The 17,636-nt window shown below is 49.4% G+C and carries 17 protein-coding genes and 1 tRNA gene; 8 read left to right on the top strand and 10 right to left on the bottom strand.

Going from position 1 to position 17,636, the window contains the following annotated elements:
* Positions 1 to 96: 96 nt before the first annotated feature.
* The 3 genes from CRN95_RS03280 to bioB are packed head-to-tail and all read right to left on the bottom strand — an operon-like array spanning position 97 to position 2,784.
* Positions 97 to 969, bottom strand: coding sequence for a prephenate dehydratase (locus CRN95_RS03280; RefSeq protein ID WP_073425143.1), 873 nt, complete (start codon positions 967 to 969; stop codon positions 97 to 99).
* Positions 970 to 986: 17 nt separating this feature from the next.
* Positions 987 to 1,763, bottom strand: coding sequence for a C40 family peptidase (locus CRN95_RS03275; RefSeq protein ID WP_097020086.1), 777 nt, complete (start codon positions 1,761 to 1,763; stop codon positions 987 to 989).
* Between the two features lie 49 nt (positions 1,764 to 1,812).
* Positions 1,813 to 2,784 (bottom strand): biotin synthase BioB, encoded by a 972-nt coding sequence (bioB, locus tag CRN95_RS03270; RefSeq protein ID WP_097020085.1) that lies wholly within the window; start codon positions 2,782 to 2,784, stop codon positions 1,813 to 1,815.
* A 90-nt stretch (positions 2,785 to 2,874) separates the two neighbouring features.
* Between bioB and CRN95_RS03265 the strand changes: the two genes are divergently transcribed.
* Positions 2,875 to 3,756, top strand: coding sequence for a hypothetical protein (locus CRN95_RS03265; RefSeq protein WP_097020084.1), 882 nt, complete (start codon positions 2,875 to 2,877; stop codon positions 3,754 to 3,756).
* A 76-nt stretch (positions 3,757 to 3,832) separates the two neighbouring features.
* On the opposite strand, the gene argF is transcribed toward CRN95_RS03265, so the two are convergent.
* The 4 genes from argF to CRN95_RS03245 form a co-directional block, all read right to left on the bottom strand.
* On the bottom strand, positions 3,833 to 4,789 hold the full coding sequence (argF, locus tag CRN95_RS03260) for an ornithine carbamoyltransferase (RefSeq protein ID WP_088629838.1): 957 nt from the start codon (positions 4,787 to 4,789) through the stop codon (positions 3,833 to 3,835).
* Between the two features lie 548 nt (positions 4,790 to 5,337).
* Entirely contained in the window at positions 5,338 to 6,372 is a 1,035-nt protein-coding gene (gene dusA, locus CRN95_RS03255) for a tRNA dihydrouridine(20/20a) synthase DusA (protein WP_097020083.1), read from the bottom strand.
* A gap of 30 nt (positions 6,373 to 6,402) precedes the next feature.
* On the bottom strand, positions 6,403 to 8,094 hold the full coding sequence (locus CRN95_RS03250) for a sensor domain-containing diguanylate cyclase (protein ID WP_088629840.1): 1,692 nt from the start codon (positions 8,092 to 8,094) through the stop codon (positions 6,403 to 6,405).
* Positions 8,095 to 8,137: 43 nt separating this feature from the next.
* On the bottom strand, positions 8,138 to 9,691 hold the full coding sequence (locus tag CRN95_RS03245; RefSeq protein WP_088629841.1) for a sugar ABC transporter substrate-binding protein: 1,554 nt from the start codon (positions 9,689 to 9,691) through the stop codon (positions 8,138 to 8,140).
* A gap of 122 nt (positions 9,692 to 9,813) precedes the next feature.
* Between CRN95_RS03245 and CRN95_RS03240 the strand changes: the two genes are divergently transcribed.
* The 7 genes from CRN95_RS03240 to CRN95_RS03210 all read left to right on the top strand — a co-directional run bounded on the left by CRN95_RS03240 (position 9,814) and on the right by CRN95_RS03210 (position 16,096).
* A complete protein-coding gene (locus CRN95_RS03240; protein ID WP_097020082.1) occupies positions 9,814 to 10,191 on the top strand; it encodes an NUDIX domain-containing protein in 378 nt (125 codons plus the stop codon).
* Between the two features lie 100 nt (positions 10,192 to 10,291).
* The gene (locus CRN95_RS03235) at positions 10,292 to 10,729 is read left to right on the top strand and encodes a DUF3332 family protein (RefSeq protein WP_088629843.1); all 438 of its coding nucleotides are present in this window, start codon (positions 10,292 to 10,294) and stop codon (positions 10,727 to 10,729) included.
* Between the two features lie 222 nt (positions 10,730 to 10,951).
* Entirely contained in the window at positions 10,952 to 11,626 is a 675-nt protein-coding gene (locus tag CRN95_RS03230) for a lipopolysaccharide assembly protein LapB (RefSeq protein WP_235002847.1), read from the top strand.
* A gap of 11 nt (positions 11,627 to 11,637) precedes the next feature.
* A complete protein-coding gene (locus tag CRN95_RS03225) occupies positions 11,638 to 12,807 on the top strand; it encodes a protein kinase (RefSeq protein ID WP_097020290.1) in 1,170 nt (389 codons plus the stop codon).
* Between the two features lie 26 nt (positions 12,808 to 12,833).
* Positions 12,834 to 14,288 carry a sigma-54-dependent Fis family transcriptional regulator gene (locus CRN95_RS03220; RefSeq protein WP_097020080.1) on the top strand — a complete coding sequence of 485 codons (1,455 nt, stop codon included), beginning with the start codon at positions 12,834 to 12,836 and terminating at the stop codon, positions 14,286 to 14,288.
* 44 nt (positions 14,289 to 14,332) lie between these two features.
* Entirely contained in the window at positions 14,333 to 14,848 is a 516-nt protein-coding gene (locus CRN95_RS03215; RefSeq protein WP_235002846.1) for a hypothetical protein, read from the top strand.
* Positions 14,849 to 16,096 (top strand): hypothetical protein, encoded by a 1,248-nt coding sequence (locus CRN95_RS03210; RefSeq protein ID WP_097020078.1) that lies wholly within the window; start codon positions 14,849 to 14,851, stop codon positions 16,094 to 16,096.
* Positions 16,097 to 16,171: 75 nt separating this feature from the next.
* Here the strand turns inward: CRN95_RS03210 and CRN95_RS03205 are convergent.
* The 3 genes from CRN95_RS03205 to CRN95_RS03195 form a co-directional block, all read right to left on the bottom strand.
* A tRNA-Ala gene (locus tag CRN95_RS03205) sits at positions 16,172 to 16,244 on the bottom strand.
* 94 nt (positions 16,245 to 16,338) lie between these two features.
* The gene (locus CRN95_RS03200) at positions 16,339 to 16,926 is read right to left on the bottom strand and encodes a zinc ribbon domain-containing protein (RefSeq protein WP_097020077.1); all 588 of its coding nucleotides are present in this window, start codon (positions 16,924 to 16,926) and stop codon (positions 16,339 to 16,341) included.
* 50 nt (positions 16,927 to 16,976) lie between these two features.
* Positions 16,977 to 17,609, bottom strand: coding sequence for a GyrI-like domain-containing protein (locus CRN95_RS03195; RefSeq protein WP_097020076.1), 633 nt, complete (start codon positions 17,607 to 17,609; stop codon positions 16,977 to 16,979).
* Positions 17,610 to 17,636: the final 27 nt, after the last annotated feature.

Genomic DNA, 17,636 nt, shown 5'->3' with positions numbered 1-17,636 from the left:
CATCCTGGAGCCGAAGGCGATAGGATCAATTAATTTTTGTAATCACGTTTTTCGCATGTGGTGACCCCGGCACAGCGGCCGGGGTGACAATTGTGCTTAATAGCTCAGTTTCTCCGTTGTTCCTTCGCGGAAGCTTCCGAGTCGATAAATGAAGTCGGTGTACTGCTGCAATTCCTTGAGCGCTTCAACGACGTTCGGGTCCTTCGGATTGCCTTCGAATGAAAGGTGGAAAATGTATTCCCACGGGCGGTCCGGATGCGGACGGCTCTCGATGCGTGTGAGGTTCAGCTTGCGCTTGGCAAAGCAACCGAGCGCTTCGTACAAAGCGCCAGACTTGCTAGAATCGCTCAACATCAAAAGGAGCGTCGTCTTGATAGGCGGCTTGCCTGTTTCGTTAGCCTTGAAGTCCGGCAATTCAATTGCGGTTTTCTGAATCGCGTAAAAGCGCGTGAAGTTTACGCCCGGCAAATTTTCGAGCCCTTGCTTTAAAATGTCAAGACCGTAGAACTTGGCTGCGTATGCGCTTGCAATTGCACCGATGTGCTTGTCGCCGCGCTTCGCGATTTCTTCAGCGCTGCCTGCGGTATCGTAAAAAGCGGTGCTCTTGATGTTCGGGTGCTGTCCGAAAAAGCGGCTGCACTGGGCGAGTCCCTGCGGGTGGCTCAGGACTTCGGTAAGGTCTTCGAGCTTTGTGCCCGGCAATGCGCAGAGCGTATGTTCAATCTGCAACTTGACTTCGGCGACAATTGGATGGCGCCACTTGTAAAGCAAGTCGTAGTTGTCGTAAATGGAACCCGCTGTCGAGTTCTCTATAGGGATGGCGCCTCCGTCAACGACACCTGTTTCAATGCCCTGGAAAATTTGTTCGAACGTGTCCATCGGCACGACTTCGATATCGTTTCCGAACAGGTGGTAGGCGGCACTTTCGCTATAGGCCCCGCGACGGCCCTGGAATGCTATCTTTTTCATAGGAAAAAAGATAGTAATTACTTAAATCGTCTTGCGCCTTTGTATTTTGACGACCAATAGTTATCGTCCATGGAGGTAATCACCACGCCCTTACTCGTACTGGCGTGAATGAAACGGTTTCCCTTTAAGTAAATGCCGACGTGGCTGATTTTCCAGAAGTTCCCGAAAAACACGAGATCACCTTCTTGCAACTTTGTACGCCTGATGGAATAGCCGCGCCCATCGTCGTAAATACGTTGTGCGTTATGGTCTAGTGCAATGTTATAAAAGCCCTTGTAGACTTGCATCACGTAGCCGGAACAGTCCGTCTTCTTTTTGCTAGCGGCGCCGTAAACGTACTTCGCGCCAAGCCATTCCTTGGCATACTTTTCAAGGTTCGTGGGCTTTGATGCAGGCTTTGCCTGTTTCTTGGTTTTTGAAGCGGCTTCAGTTTTTGCGGAGGTTTGTTTTTTTGTGGTGTCAGCCACCGTTTTGGATGCGATTTCGACTTTTTTTGCAGGCTCTTTTTTGACAGAATCCTTTTTCGTCGTGTCTACTTTTGCGATGGAGTCTATCTGAACGACCGTTGTGTCAGGCTTTTTCTCAACGGCGAGTTTTTCCTCAATAACCAGTTCTTCTTGCGCGTCTACTGCGGTGGTGTCGACGGGTTCTGGAGTCGTGGTGGCCACTCTGTATCGCTTGTAGGTACCGCTCTTTCTGTCGTATCCGGGGCGTACGGGAAAAGCGCAGTTGGCGAGTAACACCAAACTGCATACAACTAGAATTCCCGTAAAAATACGACTTTTGAAAGCCATCAAATTAAATTTAAATAATTACGGCTCTCAAGAAAAATTTCCTGTGAGCTTACTCAATAAATCCGTGTGGCTTGAATCCGAGGCCTTTCACAAGCTCGAAGTCCTTGCAGCTGTTTACGCCGGCGGTGGTGAGCATGTCGTCCGTGATGGCAGCATTTGCGCCACTCTTGAATGCGCGCTTGCCGTCGTCGCCGAGAACGCCGCGACCGCCCGCAAGACGGATGAACGCCTTCGGGTTGATGAATCGGTAAATCGCCACGATGCGGCAGAATTCGTCGTTCGTGAGCTTTGGGAGTTTTTCGTACGGCGTTCCAGGAATCGCGTTCAGCACGTTCACCGGAGTGGACTTCACGCCGAGCTTGCGCAAATCCAGGCACATGTCGATGCGGTCTTCCATCGTTTCGCCAAGGCCCATGATGCCGCCACTGCAAATTTCGAGGCCAGCCGCAAGAGCGTTCTGGAGTGCGCCAATCTTATCGTCGTAAGTGTGCGTCGTGCAAACGTCCGCGAAGTGACGGCGGTATGTTTCCAGGTTGTTGTGGAAGCGGGTGAGGCCTGCTTCCTTGAGCTTGTCGAACTGATCCCTGTTCAAGAGGCCTGCCGAAAGGCAAATCGAAAGCTTCGTCTCTTTTTTCAGGCGACGGAGCGCTTCGCTAATCTGTTCCACGTCGCGGTTCGAAAGCGTACGGCCCGAAGTCACGATGGAGTAACGCGGGATACCTGCCGCTTCTTTCTTCTTGGCGTCGGCGACAATCTCATCGGCACTGAGCAACTTGTATTCAGGAGCGCCGGTGTGGTAGTAGCTGCTCTGGGCGCAGTACTTGCAGTTTTCAGAGCAGCGGCCGCTGCGGGCGTTCACGATGGAACAAAAATCAAAGTCGTCGCCGTGGAATTTTTCGCGGATTTCGTCAGCGGCTTTCGTGAGTTCGTCGAGGTCTTCGCTTAAAAGCTTGATGGCGTCCTCGCGAGTAATTTCGTAACCACCTAAAACTTTTTCTTTAAGGTCTTGAACAAAGGACATTTGATGTCTCCTCATTTCAAATTTTAGGCAAATATAGAAAAAGATATGTTATATTTTCGTTATTGTTTTATAAACAAAAAAGGGGGCGGTATGCTCAAAAAAGTTCTTCTATTGTCGACTGTGACTGCACTTATGTTTTGGGGGTGCGGCTCTGAAAATACGACATCGCCAGTGCTTGAAAATCAGCCTAAATCAAATCAATCTGATCCAGATTCGTTGAAAAATAACGCTAACGACAAAAAAGATAGCACGAAAAACTCGACGGGTAATAATGTGGCGTGTACGTATGATGTTCTTTCTGATACTTCCATTGTCAGTGTTCTCAAGCAAGTTGGCGTGACAACGAAAGTGACTGTCACAATCAAGGGCGCCGTGCAAGAAATAGAATATTATAGCACCTATGTGGATACGGTTTCTTCGGCCTACATTCAATCCGTGTGTGAAGAGAATAAGGAAACTGCAGCGGCCGAACATAGAAATGCGACGGTGACGTGTGATGAACGTACAATGACGATTAAGGAAACAGTTCCTTCGGTCTCGATTGAATTCCTTGAACAAAACGCAAAGAGTGAATGCGAAAAATTTAATGGTAAATTTGCAAATTCTGACGCAACGCCGGACCGGGCGAATTGCACGTTGCGTTCAACTGAAACGGCTTTGAAAATGGAAATTTCGGTTCCGGATTCAATGAATCTCGTGTATGATGCGCAGTACAAAGACGGCGTTTTTACGACGACTTCTGAAGTCACTTTTGCGCAGAATGTTTCGAAAAGTGATGTGCAGGATTTTTGTGATCAAGCCAAGGTTAATTCGATAGAATATTCTACCAATGGTGAAACGCGTCAGACGACTTGTAAAGACCGCCATATAGTGACTGTTGAAACTAAAAAATCTTCTGTAAATCCTCTTGAAGAGTTAACTCCGCAATTTGAATCGTTCTGTAACAAAGTTGTCGAAACGGGAACGTATTAGAATTAATTGAAATTTTTTTGCGCATAAATGAAAAGCCCGGCGGTGATGCCGGGCGAATTTCATCAAGACTTGACGCTTACTTGTTGAACGGCGTCATCACCTGCCAGAGCACAGCCTTGTGAGCGTGCAGGCGATTTTCTGCTTCTTCGAAGCTCATGTTCACGTCGAGATTGTCCATCACAGAGTCTGTGATTTCTTCGCCGCGGTGAGCCGGCAAGCAGTGGCTGACCTTGCAATGAGAAGGAGCGAGCTTCAAGAGTTCGTCGTTGATCTGGAACGGCAAGAAGTGGCTTTGCTTGGTTGCCTTTTCGCCTTCCTGACCCATAGAAACCCAAACGTCGCTATAGAGAATGTCGGCGTCCTTGACGGCTTCCTTCGGATCGTGGAATACGCGATACTGGCAACCGTGCTTCTTCAAGCCGGCCTCCGCTTCTTCGACAACCTTGGCGGGCTGTTCAAAGCCCTTCGGGCAGGCGAGCGTGAAGTTCATACCGACTTTAGAGCAAAGGGCGAGGAAGGAGTTCGCAACGTTGTTGCCGTCACCGATGAAAGCGACCGTTTTCGGCTTGTTGCCGTTCTTGAATCCGCCGAGATTTTCCTTGATCATCTGCGCAAATGCGATAGCTTGGCACGGATGGTAATCGTCAGTCAATGCGTTCACAACCGGGATGGAACCGTATTCAGCGAGTTCTTCGACGAGCTGCTGCTTGAAGCAACGGACCACGATGGCGTTCACCCAGCGGCTGAGGCAGCGGGCGACATCCTTGACGCTTTCGCGCTTGCCAAGACCGATAGAATCTGGGGAGAGGAGCACGGCGTGGCCGCCGAGCTGGTTCATGCCCACCTGGAAAGTCGTAATAGTTCGCAGCGACGGTTTTTCGAAGAACATGGCGATGTTCTGGCCGTGGAGTCGGTCAGAGACCTTACCAGCGTGAACTTCAGCCTTGAGACGCGAGGCAATCTCGATGGTTTCGAGAACTTTTTCTTCACTCCAGTCCATGAGGCGGAGGAAGTGTTTGTTGCGATCTATCATTTGGTTTCCTTTGGGGGTATCCCTATTTATCGTTTGATTTGTGAATCAACAGATGTCTTTTTGTCGCTAAAATTGGTCACTTTTCTAAATGAAAAACGAAAAAACGGAGCTTTTACACTCCGTCTTTTACAGGAAATCACAAGAAAATGCTAACGGATATTAGCGAAGTTTCTTTTTGTGACGGTCACGACGACGGCGCTTCTTACGCTTGTGAGTCGCAATCTTCCTGCGCTTTCTTTTCTTTCCGCAAGGCATGTTGTATCTCCGTTAAAGGTTAAACTTAAAAATACGCCACCAAATAGAGAAAAATTTTATCCGCTTGTCAAGGGGTGAGTCTTAAGTTTTAACACTAAACTTAAGGCTTTAAAAAGCATTGAAAATGTAATAATGTACGTCATGCGGGCGGGGCCCCAGCTCGGAGTTGCGAAGGCCGCACGGGCCCCTCCCTGCACCCTCCCCATCCTTGGCCGACGCTTTATTCTCTCAACGTTTTTTATAAGACTAAAATTAGTTGATAGTCTCGCTATTAGCGGTAATAACGGTAATTATTACGACTCTTCTGAAACGAGTTCCATTGCTTTTCGGATGAGGGCGGCGGCGCCTCCGTAAAGGTGGGCGCGGGGGCTCTCGTTGCTGAGCGTGGCGCGGAATTTGCGGGCGCCCGGGAGTCCTGCAAAAAGACCGTAGAGGTGCTTCACGAGAATCGTCGCGGGGCAACCTTCGGCAGTCTGCTTCTCGACGTAGGGGAGGTAGGCTTCGAGGAGCGCTTTTCGCGTGGCGGGGCGTGCATTCCCGGCGATGATTTCTGCCGGATCGTTGCTTTCAGGGCGGACATCCCCGAAAATTCTTGCATCGGCATCGTGCAAAAACCACGGATTCTCGTATGCTTCGCGACCGACCATCACGCCGTCCAAATCTTTCAGCTGTTCTTCAATCTGTTCGAGCGTCTTGATGCCACCGTTGATGCTCAAGTTCAGCTCCGGCATTTCCGCCTTGAGGCGGTGGACGAACTCGTAATGGAGCGGCGGCACTTCGCGGTTCTCCTTAGGCGAGAGTCCCTTGAGCCAAGCTTTGCGCGCATGTACGATGAAAATTTTGCAGCCTGCATCACGCACGGTCTGGATAAAGTCTGTGAAAAATTCCCAGCTGTCCAGGTCATCGACGCCAATGCGGCACTTGATCGAAACTGGAATCGAAACAGCGTCCTGCATCGCCTTGAAGCAATCGGCAACGACGTTCTTCTCTTTCATGAGGCATGCGCCGAAGTTTCCGTTCTGCACACGGTCCGATGGGCAACCGCAATTCAAGTTGACTTCGCTAAAGCCTGCAGCTTCCACAAGTTTCGATGCGGCGGCAAGATCTGCTGGATTGCTGCCGCCGAGCTGTAGCACAGCCGGGTGCTCGAACGGTTCGTGCCCGAGGAACAAGTCCTTGTTCTCGCAATGCAGAAGCCCCGTAGATACGACCATCTCGCTGTACAGCAAAATATGCTTAGAGAGCAAACGCAAAAAATAACGTTCGTGGCGGTCCGTGCAGTCAAGCATCGGAGCTATGGATAGTCTACGGTTGAAGTCGATGTTCATAAACGCAAAAATAGAAATTTTGCGGAAGTGTTACGTTTGCGCGTTTTCCACGGGCTTGTCGTCTGTCCAAAGGATGACCTTGTTTCTGCCGTGTTCCTTGCCTTCGTAAAGAGCCTTGTCGGCAAGCTGGATGCACTTTTCTGCGCCCTGGCTGCTATCGAACTGGGCTACGCCAAGCGTAATGGTGACCTTGATTTCCTGGCCGCCAAAGAAAATCGTCTGGTTTTCGATCTGCTTGCGGAAACGTTCAGCGACGTGTGCAGCATCTTTTAATTCTGTTTCTGGCAAAAGCGTCAAGAATTCTTCGCCGCCATAGCGGGCGAGCACATCGTACTTGCGCAACAGACTGCGGATGGTGCTAGCAACGGACTTGAGCACGGCATCGCCTGCGGCGTGTCCGTATGTATCGTTCACATCCTTGAAATGGTCGATGTCGATAAAGATGATGCTGAATGACTTTCTGAAGCGGTTTGCACGGTCGACTTCCTTTTCAATCGTCCTGTGCATATCGCGGCGGTTCGGCAACTGCGTCAGTTCATCCGTTCTCGAAATCAAATCCAGCTTCTTGTTAGCTTGTTCGAGCTCGTAGGTGCGTTCTTTGACTTCTTTTTCGAGCAATTCCCTGTGCGCGTTCAGCTCTTGAATCTGTCGCTTGATCGTCGAATGCATTTGGTTGAAGACCTGTGCAAGTCTTCCGATTTCATCCTGGCTGCTTTTGGCCTTGAATTCACCAATGTTGAGGTTCCCTTCGGTAATCTGGGAAATGTGGTCAATCAAGTTGTTGAGCGGTCTACAGACAATCAGAATCTGCCAAAGAGACACGAGCAAGATGGCGATAATCGAACTGAACAAAATGATTTGGCTGACATGGTGAACCGACGAAACCATTGCATCAATTTCTGTCTTTGGCTGTAAGGCGATAAGACCAAGGTCGTAAGTCGGGTTGAAAGTCCTGTTGATGAGGTAGGACTTTCCGTTGTCAAGCGTCAAAAATTTGATGGTGCTGTCTTCGTCCTGCTTGATGTTCATGTCGCCAAGGCCGAGTTCAGAAATCTTGTGGACTCCGTCAAGCCACGTTCTCATATCCGGGTGGTAAAGGATTTCGCCTTGACCATTGCAGGCAATGAGGATGCCGTTCTGCCCTACTTTGTATTCTGAGAAGTACTTCCAGAGACGGCGAATCGAAAAATTCGAAACGAGTCGACCATCGCCCATAGCTCGGTCCGAAACGACAACGCCAAAGGCTCGCTTGGGGGTTCCGTCTGTGTCGCGGTACCATGGGGAAATTGTCGGTCTGTGCGGCGAAATCCTATTGAATTCGATGGGGTAGGTTATCTTTGTTGACCCCAACATAGAGTTGTTGCAAATGAGGTTGTACTTTCTGTCAAAGAGCGATATGGATTCGCCCGAAATGAATAGCGACGATATGTTGAAGCTTTTGAGGTATCCTGCCGCCGTGAGCTTATCCATGCTTTGGATTTCGGAAGTCTTCGCCAAAAGCGAGAGGCGACTGGCGAATTGCTCCATTTCATTGTTGGCGGTGTTAGCGAGCTGCTGTAGCTGGGTTTCGTTGGTATCGTAACTCAGCTTGAGTGTCGTCTTCATCTGTTTTTGGGTAAAGACGTAGGTTCCTATCATCACAATGACAAGCATCGAAACAATCAAGAGCAACAAGCTCTTGATGATGATGCTATTCGTGATGCTAGAAATTTTTAAACTCATGACGGACTTTTATTAGAAATATAACTAACGGATTGATAATTGGTTAGCGTTTCTTTCTGCGAGTGAACGCAAAAACGAACCCGAGGAGCACGGCGATGGCAAAAATCCACGGGGTGCGGCTGAAACCAGTGTCGATTTCTTCGGTCGGTTTCGGTTGTTCAGTGATATGTCTGTTCGGACCACCGTCCTTGATGCCCAATGCCTTATGCCAGGTTTCGCGGAATTCTGCGAATGTGAGGTCACCAGAATTGGAGTGGTTCAGGCGCTTATTGATTTCCTTGGAGTAGGTCGTGAGGATTTCATAAATCTTTTCTTCGGAGTAAAGCGCCGGGATTTCGAGATGGTCCCAAATGGCACTGAACATGGATCCGAGAATCTGTTCAATATCGCCCCATTCTGGAATGGCTGTGTAGGCACGCCCTGTGCCGAGCATAGGAACAAGCGTCTTGTAGTCGTCGTCCTTGGACCAGTTGGCAAGAACCTTCTTCGATGCGGGGAGCATGCCTATTTGCTTTGTATATGCATCCAAGTTTTCATCGTTGGTGAGATAAAGTAAAAGATCCAAAGATTCTTGCTTTTTGTTGCCTGTCGGGATGGCGAGGTTACTTCCGCCGATAAAGCTGACAGAACCTTCCGTGCCTGTCGGGATGGGGAGTGCCGTCACGCCGTCCTTGCCAATCTTTGTATTGATGAGGCCTCCCTTCGCACCATCGAAACGTGTCTGCATGATGACTTCGGATGTGTTCACGATAAAGGCTAGTTCACCTGCATTAAAGTGTTGCACAATCTGGGCCGTATTCATCTGCAAAGCATCTGTACTTACAAGCGTATCAAGCACAAAGCTCAAGTACTTTGCGATACCGTAAATGGTCTTTGGGGTGAGGATACTCGCTTTCCATTTGCCATTAGCGTCTTTTTCGATGAAATTGCCGCCATTGCTCCAGATCCACGGGGCGAAGTTGTGCGGGATATTCCAGTCGTTCTTTCCCGGGAATGCAAATGCGCGGACCTTGGTGCCGTCATCGAGTACTTCGTGGGCGTTGTTGACCTTGCGGACTGCTTTGACGAAACCTTCAAATGTTGCGACGTCTTCAGGTTGGATATTGTGTTTTTTGAGAACACGCTTGTTGGCGAGAATCGGGCGGATATCAATAAACCACGGCACGGAATAAATGGTTGTGTCGGAATCGATACGGGTCGTGTTCCAGCTGACAGGGACAAATCGGGAGGAGTCAATTTGCGGAAGCCATTCGTTCAAAGCCTTGATTTCACCACGGGAAGCAAAGTATGGGATCCAAGTGGTGCCGAGCTGCAATACGTCCGGAGCGTCAACGCCGGTGGCAAGTGCCGTCGTGATGCGGTTCCAGGCTTCACCCCAGTCCAAGACGGCGACTCTGGTCTTGATGCCTGTTTTCTTGGTGAAAAGGTTGAGCCTCTGTTCGAGCTTTTCTTGAGGCGATGCGCCGTTTGGCATGATCCAGACGGTCAGTGCTTCTTGTTGTTTGACGGCGGGCTTTGCGACGGGTGCCTTTGCTGCAAAAATGGATGAAACTGCAATAGCTGTAATAATGCTGGTCACTTTAGATATCGCATTCATGGTACACCTCCTTATTCCAAAACTTCAAAATGTATCAAGTATGTATGATATTTGTAGATTTATTAAAAAAATAAAAGAAAATCAAGAGAAAAGTTGTGATTGATATCGCAGGAGGGGGCTAAATGCTGGCTGTTTGTGGGATTGTACGGCGTAAAGGGCGGGTTTTAATGTGTCGTCGATCATCAAGTGTGCCGTTCCCGGGACGGTGGGAACTGCCGACGGAGACGCTGGAGGATGATGAACCCGCTGAAAATGCTCTGGAAAGGGTGTTTTTTGAACGTTTGACGGTTGTTCCAAAGACTTTAACCCCTCTTGGGGCTGTTGATTTTACTTTGGGCGAGGGTGGCCGCATGTTGGCCTACGGGGTGGAGCTTTATAAAGATTTTGTCCATATATACGGGTACGATGATTTCCGGTGGGTTAAAGTTCGCGACCTGAAGCGGTTCCGGACTCTTGAACCGCATGTGACTCTCCTCACGGGGTTAAATGGCGCATTGTAAATTTATGATACACAATGATACGTTCCTCTAGCAAATATTATGGTTCTTTCTTATATTTTTGGCAAAAACAAAAACACTTAAATATAAGGAGTTTGTAAACATGAAAAAAGCAATCCTCGCCCTTCTTTGCGCAGGTATTCTCGTCCTTTCTGGCTGCCATGGTAGCTATGGCCTTACCAAGAAGCTTCTTCGCTGGAACGGCACTTTGGGTAACAAGTGGCTCAATTCCTGCGTCCACTTCTTGCTCTGGGTTGTTCCGGTTTATGAAGTCAGTATCGGTCTTGTGGACTTCCTCGTCCTCAACACGGTTGAATTCTGGACCGGTTCCAATCCGCTTGCTGCAGACGACTCCTACTACCAGAAGGACGAACAGGGTAACTCCGTTGCCGCTGTGAAGAACGAAGACGGCTCCCTCTCTGTGCAGTACACGACATCCAAGGGTGAAACCACGAATCTCACTCTCCAGCGCGATGAAAACGTCGTCCGTGCTCTCGATGCTGAAGGCAACCTCGTTGCTCAGTACGAAATCGAAAAGTAATCAATTTATCGATCTAGTCTTTGGACGCTCTCTGGAAATCCCGGAGGGCGTTTTTTGTTTGGTCATTAGTCAAAGGTCATAGGTCAATAGTCAACGGTAAGCTGCTGACAAATAAACAATGCTACTCACTAATAACTAGTAACTAATAACTAAAATTTTATATATACTTCTAGCATGCAATGTCGGGTTGTCCATAATCGTTTGTGTAGCGCTATTGGAGCCTTGTTCGCAATTTTTGTTGCGGCGGTTCTTTGTGCTTGCAACGGGAATGACCTGAAACGTGGTGACGAAGCTCTCCGCATTGGCGATTACGACCGTGCTGTAGCGAACTTCTCGAAAGTACTTGATGCTGAACCTGCAAATCGCGATGCTCGCTATGGCCTTGCTATTGCCTACTATGCCGTTGCCGAAGACAAGGAACGCCTAAAAGAAAGTACGCTTGCGCTCTGGGAACGCACTGTTCGCGAATTCAAAATTTTGTCTGTGGTGGATTTGAGCGAAAAGTCGAAGCCTATGTATTCGACAGCGCTATTTTACCTTGCCCGCGCGATGCTTGCCGAGAATGCCCAGGCGAAGGTGATGGCGCTTTTGGACCAGTCTATTCAGCTGGATCCGGAAAATTACTTTAGCTATAATCTGAAGGCTCTAATCATGGCTGGGCATGGCGATACCGATGGTGCCAAGAAAATTTATGCGTACATCGTGACGAAGGAACCGAAATTTGCATCGGCGTATGTGAACCTCGGAAACCTCTACTGGAACGCTCATGACTACGAATCCGCATGGGATATCTGGTCGATGGGGCATGAGGCATTGCCTCAAGATGCGGTACTTGCCAAGTGGACGCGCATAGCCGAAGACTCGCTCAAGGCGATGGTTTATTCAGGTAAACTGTGAGCGGGCGTGCCATGAAAAAATCTGGAACATCGTTACTGGACTCCGTGAAGGGAGCCGCCTTGCTGCATCGTGGTGGCGAAGCCTCGATTTACCTGTTGAACGTGGGCGGCGCTCCGTATGTGCTCAAGTGGTATAATGACGGATTCTCGTTTGACGAAAGCGTTGTGGAACGTGCCTGCAAGGTGCGTGAGCCGGGGCTCTACCGCATTGAAGAATGGGGTAATCGTGATGGAACTCCCTACCTGATTTATGATTATATAGATGGCGAATCTTCGGAAACGCTTGGACGGATGATGGTGCCGGTGGCGCTTGTGGCGCTGAGGCAAGTGGCGCGGACGCTTGCGGCGTTGCACAAACAGGGCGTGTCGCATGGCGACTTGAGCCCTGCTAACGTGATCTTTGCAGTGGGTGGCGAGGGTCACGGAAACACAGATTTGGGACTGCACACTGTGTTGATTGATTGCGGCATTGTAGGGCCGGGTGCGCTTGCTTATGCGGCTCCGGAGCGCTTTCAGGGCAAGCCTGCCGATGAAAAGAGCGACTTGTTCAGCCTTGGGCTTTTGCTATACCGCTGGATTGCGGGCGAGGACCTGATTACTGCTGATGGCTATGAGCAGTTTGCCGAGCAGATGGCGAATGTGCAGGATTTGAATATCTTGGAAAAGCTTTATGCGACGGGCGCCTTTGATTCGCCCGAAGGTGCGCAACAGCTTTCGGCGCTGGAGCCGCTTTGGTCAGGGCTTCTCTGTGCGGACATCTCGGACCGCGTCGAAGACTTTGACGAGCTTGATGAAATCTTGGAAATTGCACTTGATAAAGTGTCGCATGGGGAAATTGCGCTCGCGGGTTGCGTTACCCAATATATCCAAACCCTAAAAGTCTCGGAATGCAACCTGAATGTGGGGCGAAAAGTTCCAGAGACCCTCGAAAAGGGCCTTCCGTTTGTCATCTGTAAGAAAAATAATTGGCTAAAATGGACTGTTTTGGGCGTTTCGGGACTTATATTACTCTTGATAGTGCTGTTGCTTACGAGTGGAACAATGAGTTTCGGTATCGATGCGACAGGGGACCGGCTGTTAAAGCGGTCGAGGAACATTGAGCCGTCTGTAGAAAGCGAGAAAGCCCCGAATTTGAAGGTGGATAGCTTGCTCATGGAGCTCCCGGTGCCCTCAGCCGAATAGCAGCAAAACCGCAAAAGGGCTTTGTTATGAAATCGGAATCCATGCTCGCTACAGAAAAGATGCTTGATGTGGTCAAGACTCTTTTAGATGAGGAACAGCCGGAGGCTCTTTTCCCGAAAATTCTCGAAGTGGCTAAAGGCGTTTTGCATGCCGATGCCGCTGTGTTGGATATTGGTGGCGAAGAACCGCTCCATTTCTCGAATCCGGAAAAGGTCTCGATTTCGATTTCGGCGGTTCGACTTGCGAAAAACGAAAAGCGTGCTGTGGTTTGGAACCAGCTCGATGACGAGTCGGCGGATTTGTCCAAGTCGATTGTGCAAAACCAGCTCACGAGCATTATGGTGTCGCCATTTAGAACGCCGGAATCCGAGGCTGGTTATCTCTATTTGCAGCGTGCCGCCCGCAAGGAACCGTTCACGGAAGAAGACAGCGCGCTGTTCGATTCGTTTGTGGCGGTCTGTGAAAAGTTTGCGTTTGCCGCTTACGACCGTTTGCGCGACAAGGAATCGCTCGATACGCTTAAGAATGTTGTCCGCAAGGATGGGATTGTCTATTCTTCGAAGGCGATGGTCGATGTGATTGCGATGGCCGACAAGCTTTCTCCGCTCCCGCTCCCGGTGATTATCCGTGGCGAGACGGGTACAGGCAAGGAAGTGATGGCGCGTTACATCCACAAGCATAGCCCGCGTGCCGAAAAGCCGTTCATTGCGGTGAACTGCGGCGCTATTCCGGAACACTTGATGGAATCGCTCATGTTCGGGCATGCCAAGGGTTCGTTCACGGGTGCGATTGAAAACAAGAAGGGCTTTTTTGAAGAAGCCGATGGCGGTACGATTTTCCTCGATGAAATCGGCGAGCTCCCGCTCAACATGCAGGTGAAGCTTTTGCGCGTGTTGCAAGAAAAGCACATCACGCGTGTGGGCGACAACCGTGAAATTCCTGTGAACGTGCGCGTGATTAGTGCAACTCATGTGGACTTGGAAGAGGCTGTACGCGAAAAGCGTTTCCGCGAAGACTTGTATTTCCGCATTCAGGTGTTGCCTCTTGAACTCCCGCCACTGCGCGATCGCGGTCAGGACGTGGTGCTCTTGGCGGAGAATTTTATCCAGCGCTATGGTGCAGAATATGGCCGTGGAAAATTCCACCTCAGCCGTAACGCCGAAAAGGCGCTGCTCGGTTACCACTGGCCGGGCAATGTGCGAGAACTCGAAAACCGCGTGCAGAAAGGTTTGGTGCAGGCCGTGCATGGCGTAATCCAGCCTAAAGATTTAGGACTTGATGACATGCAGGGGCAGGCGAAGGAATCGCCGCGCACGCTCAAGGAAGCCCGCGAAGCGGTCGAACGCGAAGTCATCTCTCGCGCACTCAAGGACACGAATGCAAACCTCACGCTCGCTTCTACGATTCTTGGTATTGACCGCAAGGTGCTCCGTGAAATCATGGAACGCCTGGGCTTGAAAAAAGAAGACTTTAAGGTATAGGGATGATTTGTAAAATGCTGAAGCTCAATTTAAGGAGACTCACCATGAAGAAGATTGTAATGGCATCCGCTGTGATGGCGGCAACGGCCATGGCAGGCGAAATTGATTCTCGCCCGGAAGCAAGCGTCCCGACGCCAGTCGAGGCTCGTGAAACTTTGGATAAAGCTCCGAAAATGTCTGAAAAGGAAAATATGGACTGGCAGAAAATGCGTGAAGAACGCCGCTTTGCCCGCGAGCAGATTCTCAAGGACTTGAGGAATAATTCGGCTGCAGAAAAGAAGGAACTGCGCGAAGCTGTTGCAAAGCCTGCGGTTGTAGGAATACCGCCTGTTGCCGAAAAGCAACAAGAAAAGGATGTCGTAAAGCCCAAGGACGAGCTTGTCCGCGAAAAGAAATTGGACGAAAAGGAACAGCATAAGGGACCGCAGGGTGGTATGAATCCGTTTGGCCCAGGTCGCATGGAACCGATGCGCCCGTTCGGTCCTCGTCCGATTGAACGAAATCCCTGGGAAAAGCAGAACCCGCATGAATGGGAGAAGGGACCTTTCCCGAAAAAGTAGATGATCCGTTGGTTTGGTTTGATAATGTTTGTGCTTGCAACTGCGCTCTATGCTGAGACGCAGGAGGAAGCGTATTACCGAGCGATGAAGCTTGAGGAGGCTGGCGATATTACATCGGCTCTCAAGGCTTTTGAAGAGGCGGTTGCGTTGCCAGGCGAGTACACGGATGAAATTCAGGGAATTATTCGCGATTACAAATCGGCACTTGGCTTAGCGGATAGCGAAAATTCTAGTGCTGCAAGTGAGGCAAGTCCGTGGGAATTCCATTTGGCTGGCGAGCTTGGTCTTTACGGCATGCACTACAAGGAAACGGGTTTGGAGGAAGCTGAAAAAGGCGGTGACCTCTTCTTGAATGTGAACCCGTACTTTGATTATACAACGGCGACCTGGTCGCATACGTTTGCCGCTTCGGTGCAGGGCGATTATTTCTTGAATAACGATGAAATGTCGGTTCTTGATACGAACGACTGGAACCTTGTACTTGGTTTGGAATACACGCTGATGGGGCATGGGATGCTCCTGGATGCGGGTTACGATTTCAATATCGAGGGCAAGGAACTTTCTTCGGATTTTTACCTCTGGTTCGAAAAGGATTTGTTCCGCTTTGAAAAGCAACGTGTCGGTGCGGTGGCTTGGGCATATTACCAAACGTCAGGTCCGATGTCTCTTGCAGCTTATGCGTCGTGGCACAGGACTGTTTCGGAAGGTTTGAATGGAACGGTTTATGTCGGGGCAAAATTTGAAGCGGATTCCGCTTTTGACTACAAATCGTTTATGAAATCTTATGCGACCTACAAACAATCTGTTAGTGCTTATAATGAATACTGGCGGTATTTGAGTGACCATAGCGCCGAAATGACCGATGATGAATATGAAATGTATGAGGCGAATTCTCCTGCGGAACCTTCTGTAGAAAGTATTGTCTACCGCCAGACGATGGGCAATTGGTTTGGTCCGGTTTTCCGTTCTAGAATTTCGTATAAGTTTAAGAACCGCTTTTCCGTTGAAGCGAAAATGAATTTGTTCTATGGATTCGCTGTTGGCGGACCGGACGAGGATTTCAAAAAAATCAAGAAGTTCAATGGCACTTGGGGCGGCTCAGCTTCGTGGAAATACAAGATGATGACTTTTTATTTAGGGCTCGAACGCAACTACAAACACATGGATTTGCCCAATTTCTACAAGGGATTGTACCGCGAAAGCACTGTGCTCACGCAGCTTAAGCTTGGTGTAAAATGGGATATTTAGGCGGCTTTGCCGTTCATTGAATTTGGTAATATGGAGTTAAAAAAAAGAGGCAAGCGAAAGCTTGCCTCTTTTACGTGGAGATAGTGGGAGTCGAACCCATGACCTACAGATTGCGAACCTGTCGCTCTACCAACTGAGCTATATCCCCATAATTGGATGGTGGGCTGAATATAGCTAAAGTAAGACTATTTGGCAAGTGAATGGGCTAGGATGGGCGGACTTCTACTGGAGGTGGATGGCCTTTACCTCTTCTTGAATACGACGATTTCGGCATCGGCTCCGTTCTTGCCGTATTCGCTCACGAGAATGTAATGTTCGTCGCAAGCGATTCCGTAGCAACGGCCTTCGGCGTTTTGCTTTTCGACCTGGTTGCCCCAGTAGCTTGCGTTGTCGTCTAAAAGCTTGACGCTATTGCCGTTGATCTTGTATTCCTGATTGATGAACGAGCCCTGCAGAACTAAGAGATTGTCGATGGTCGGCATATCCTTGATACCGAGCGCGTTGACTTCTTCAATGAACTTCTGCTTCATGGGCGATGTGGCATGCGGCAGTTGATCTGCCGGGAGGCGCCAGCGCTTGAGTGTCGGGAAATACTTGCGAAGCTCCGCCTTATATTCTTCGCGGGAGAGGCTCTTGCCGGTGTTCTTGTTGAATTCATCGACGAACTGCGAGCAGAATTCTACCATCTGTTCCATGTTGAAGTCGCCGGTGAACGCTCCATCTTTGTAGCAGTAAATGCAGTATTCATCGTTCTTGCTGCCGTCGGCGTTTGTGCCGAGGATTTCTGGTGTGAGCGGCATTCCGCAGCTCTGACAAAATTTTAATTCCATGATTTCTCCTTTTAGATTGTTATGCCCGTTGGACGGATATCGAATTTGTATTAGATCTTTTTAATTGGGTGGCGGATGACTGTCTTTAACTTTTCTGGGGCGACTTTGCGTGCGTCAGAAAGGTAAATCTCGTGGTGGCGCCTTGTGTCCGAGATGTCGTTTTCGTAGCCATTGTCGGCAATAAACTTATCCATTGCGGCAACAGTTGCGGGTTCATCGTCATATGAGCCGGAATGCATGCATTGCACGCAAAGCCCTTCTTCAAGTGTTAAAAATTCCACTTTCGAAAAGTCCATTTTCTTTTTGCGGGTCGCTTCTTCAGTTGCCCATTCGAAATCGGCTTTGGTGACGAAGTCAGGGAGTCTAATGACGGAAATCCACTGGAAGTTTTCCTTGTGGCTGTAATCGATTCCGTCAACATTTTCTTGCCACCAGAATCCTTCAAGCGGCGGAACCACGTAATCAAAGTAACCTTCAATTTTATGGTCGCCTTTCTTGCTCATCTTGATGGTGTAGGCTATGCCGTACAGAAGTTCGATGGATTTTTTGTATTCGCCCTCTTCTTCATTCGGGTTGCCCTTGCCCCGCACCGCGATGTAGTTTATCTTCGGAACAGTGACGATTTCGGGTTTGCCTTTCGGCATGTAAAATTCTTTATATTCTTTTTTAAAGTCAAAAGGCATGAAATTTCCTTCTTACAACACGTGTAC

This window comes from Fibrobacter sp. UWB16 (assembly GCF_900215325.1).
Lineage (GTDB): Bacteria > Fibrobacterota > Fibrobacteria > Fibrobacterales > Fibrobacteraceae > Fibrobacter.
The sequence above is the reverse complement of the archived record's forward strand: the minus strand, read 5'-3'. Positions and strand labels throughout refer to the sequence as shown.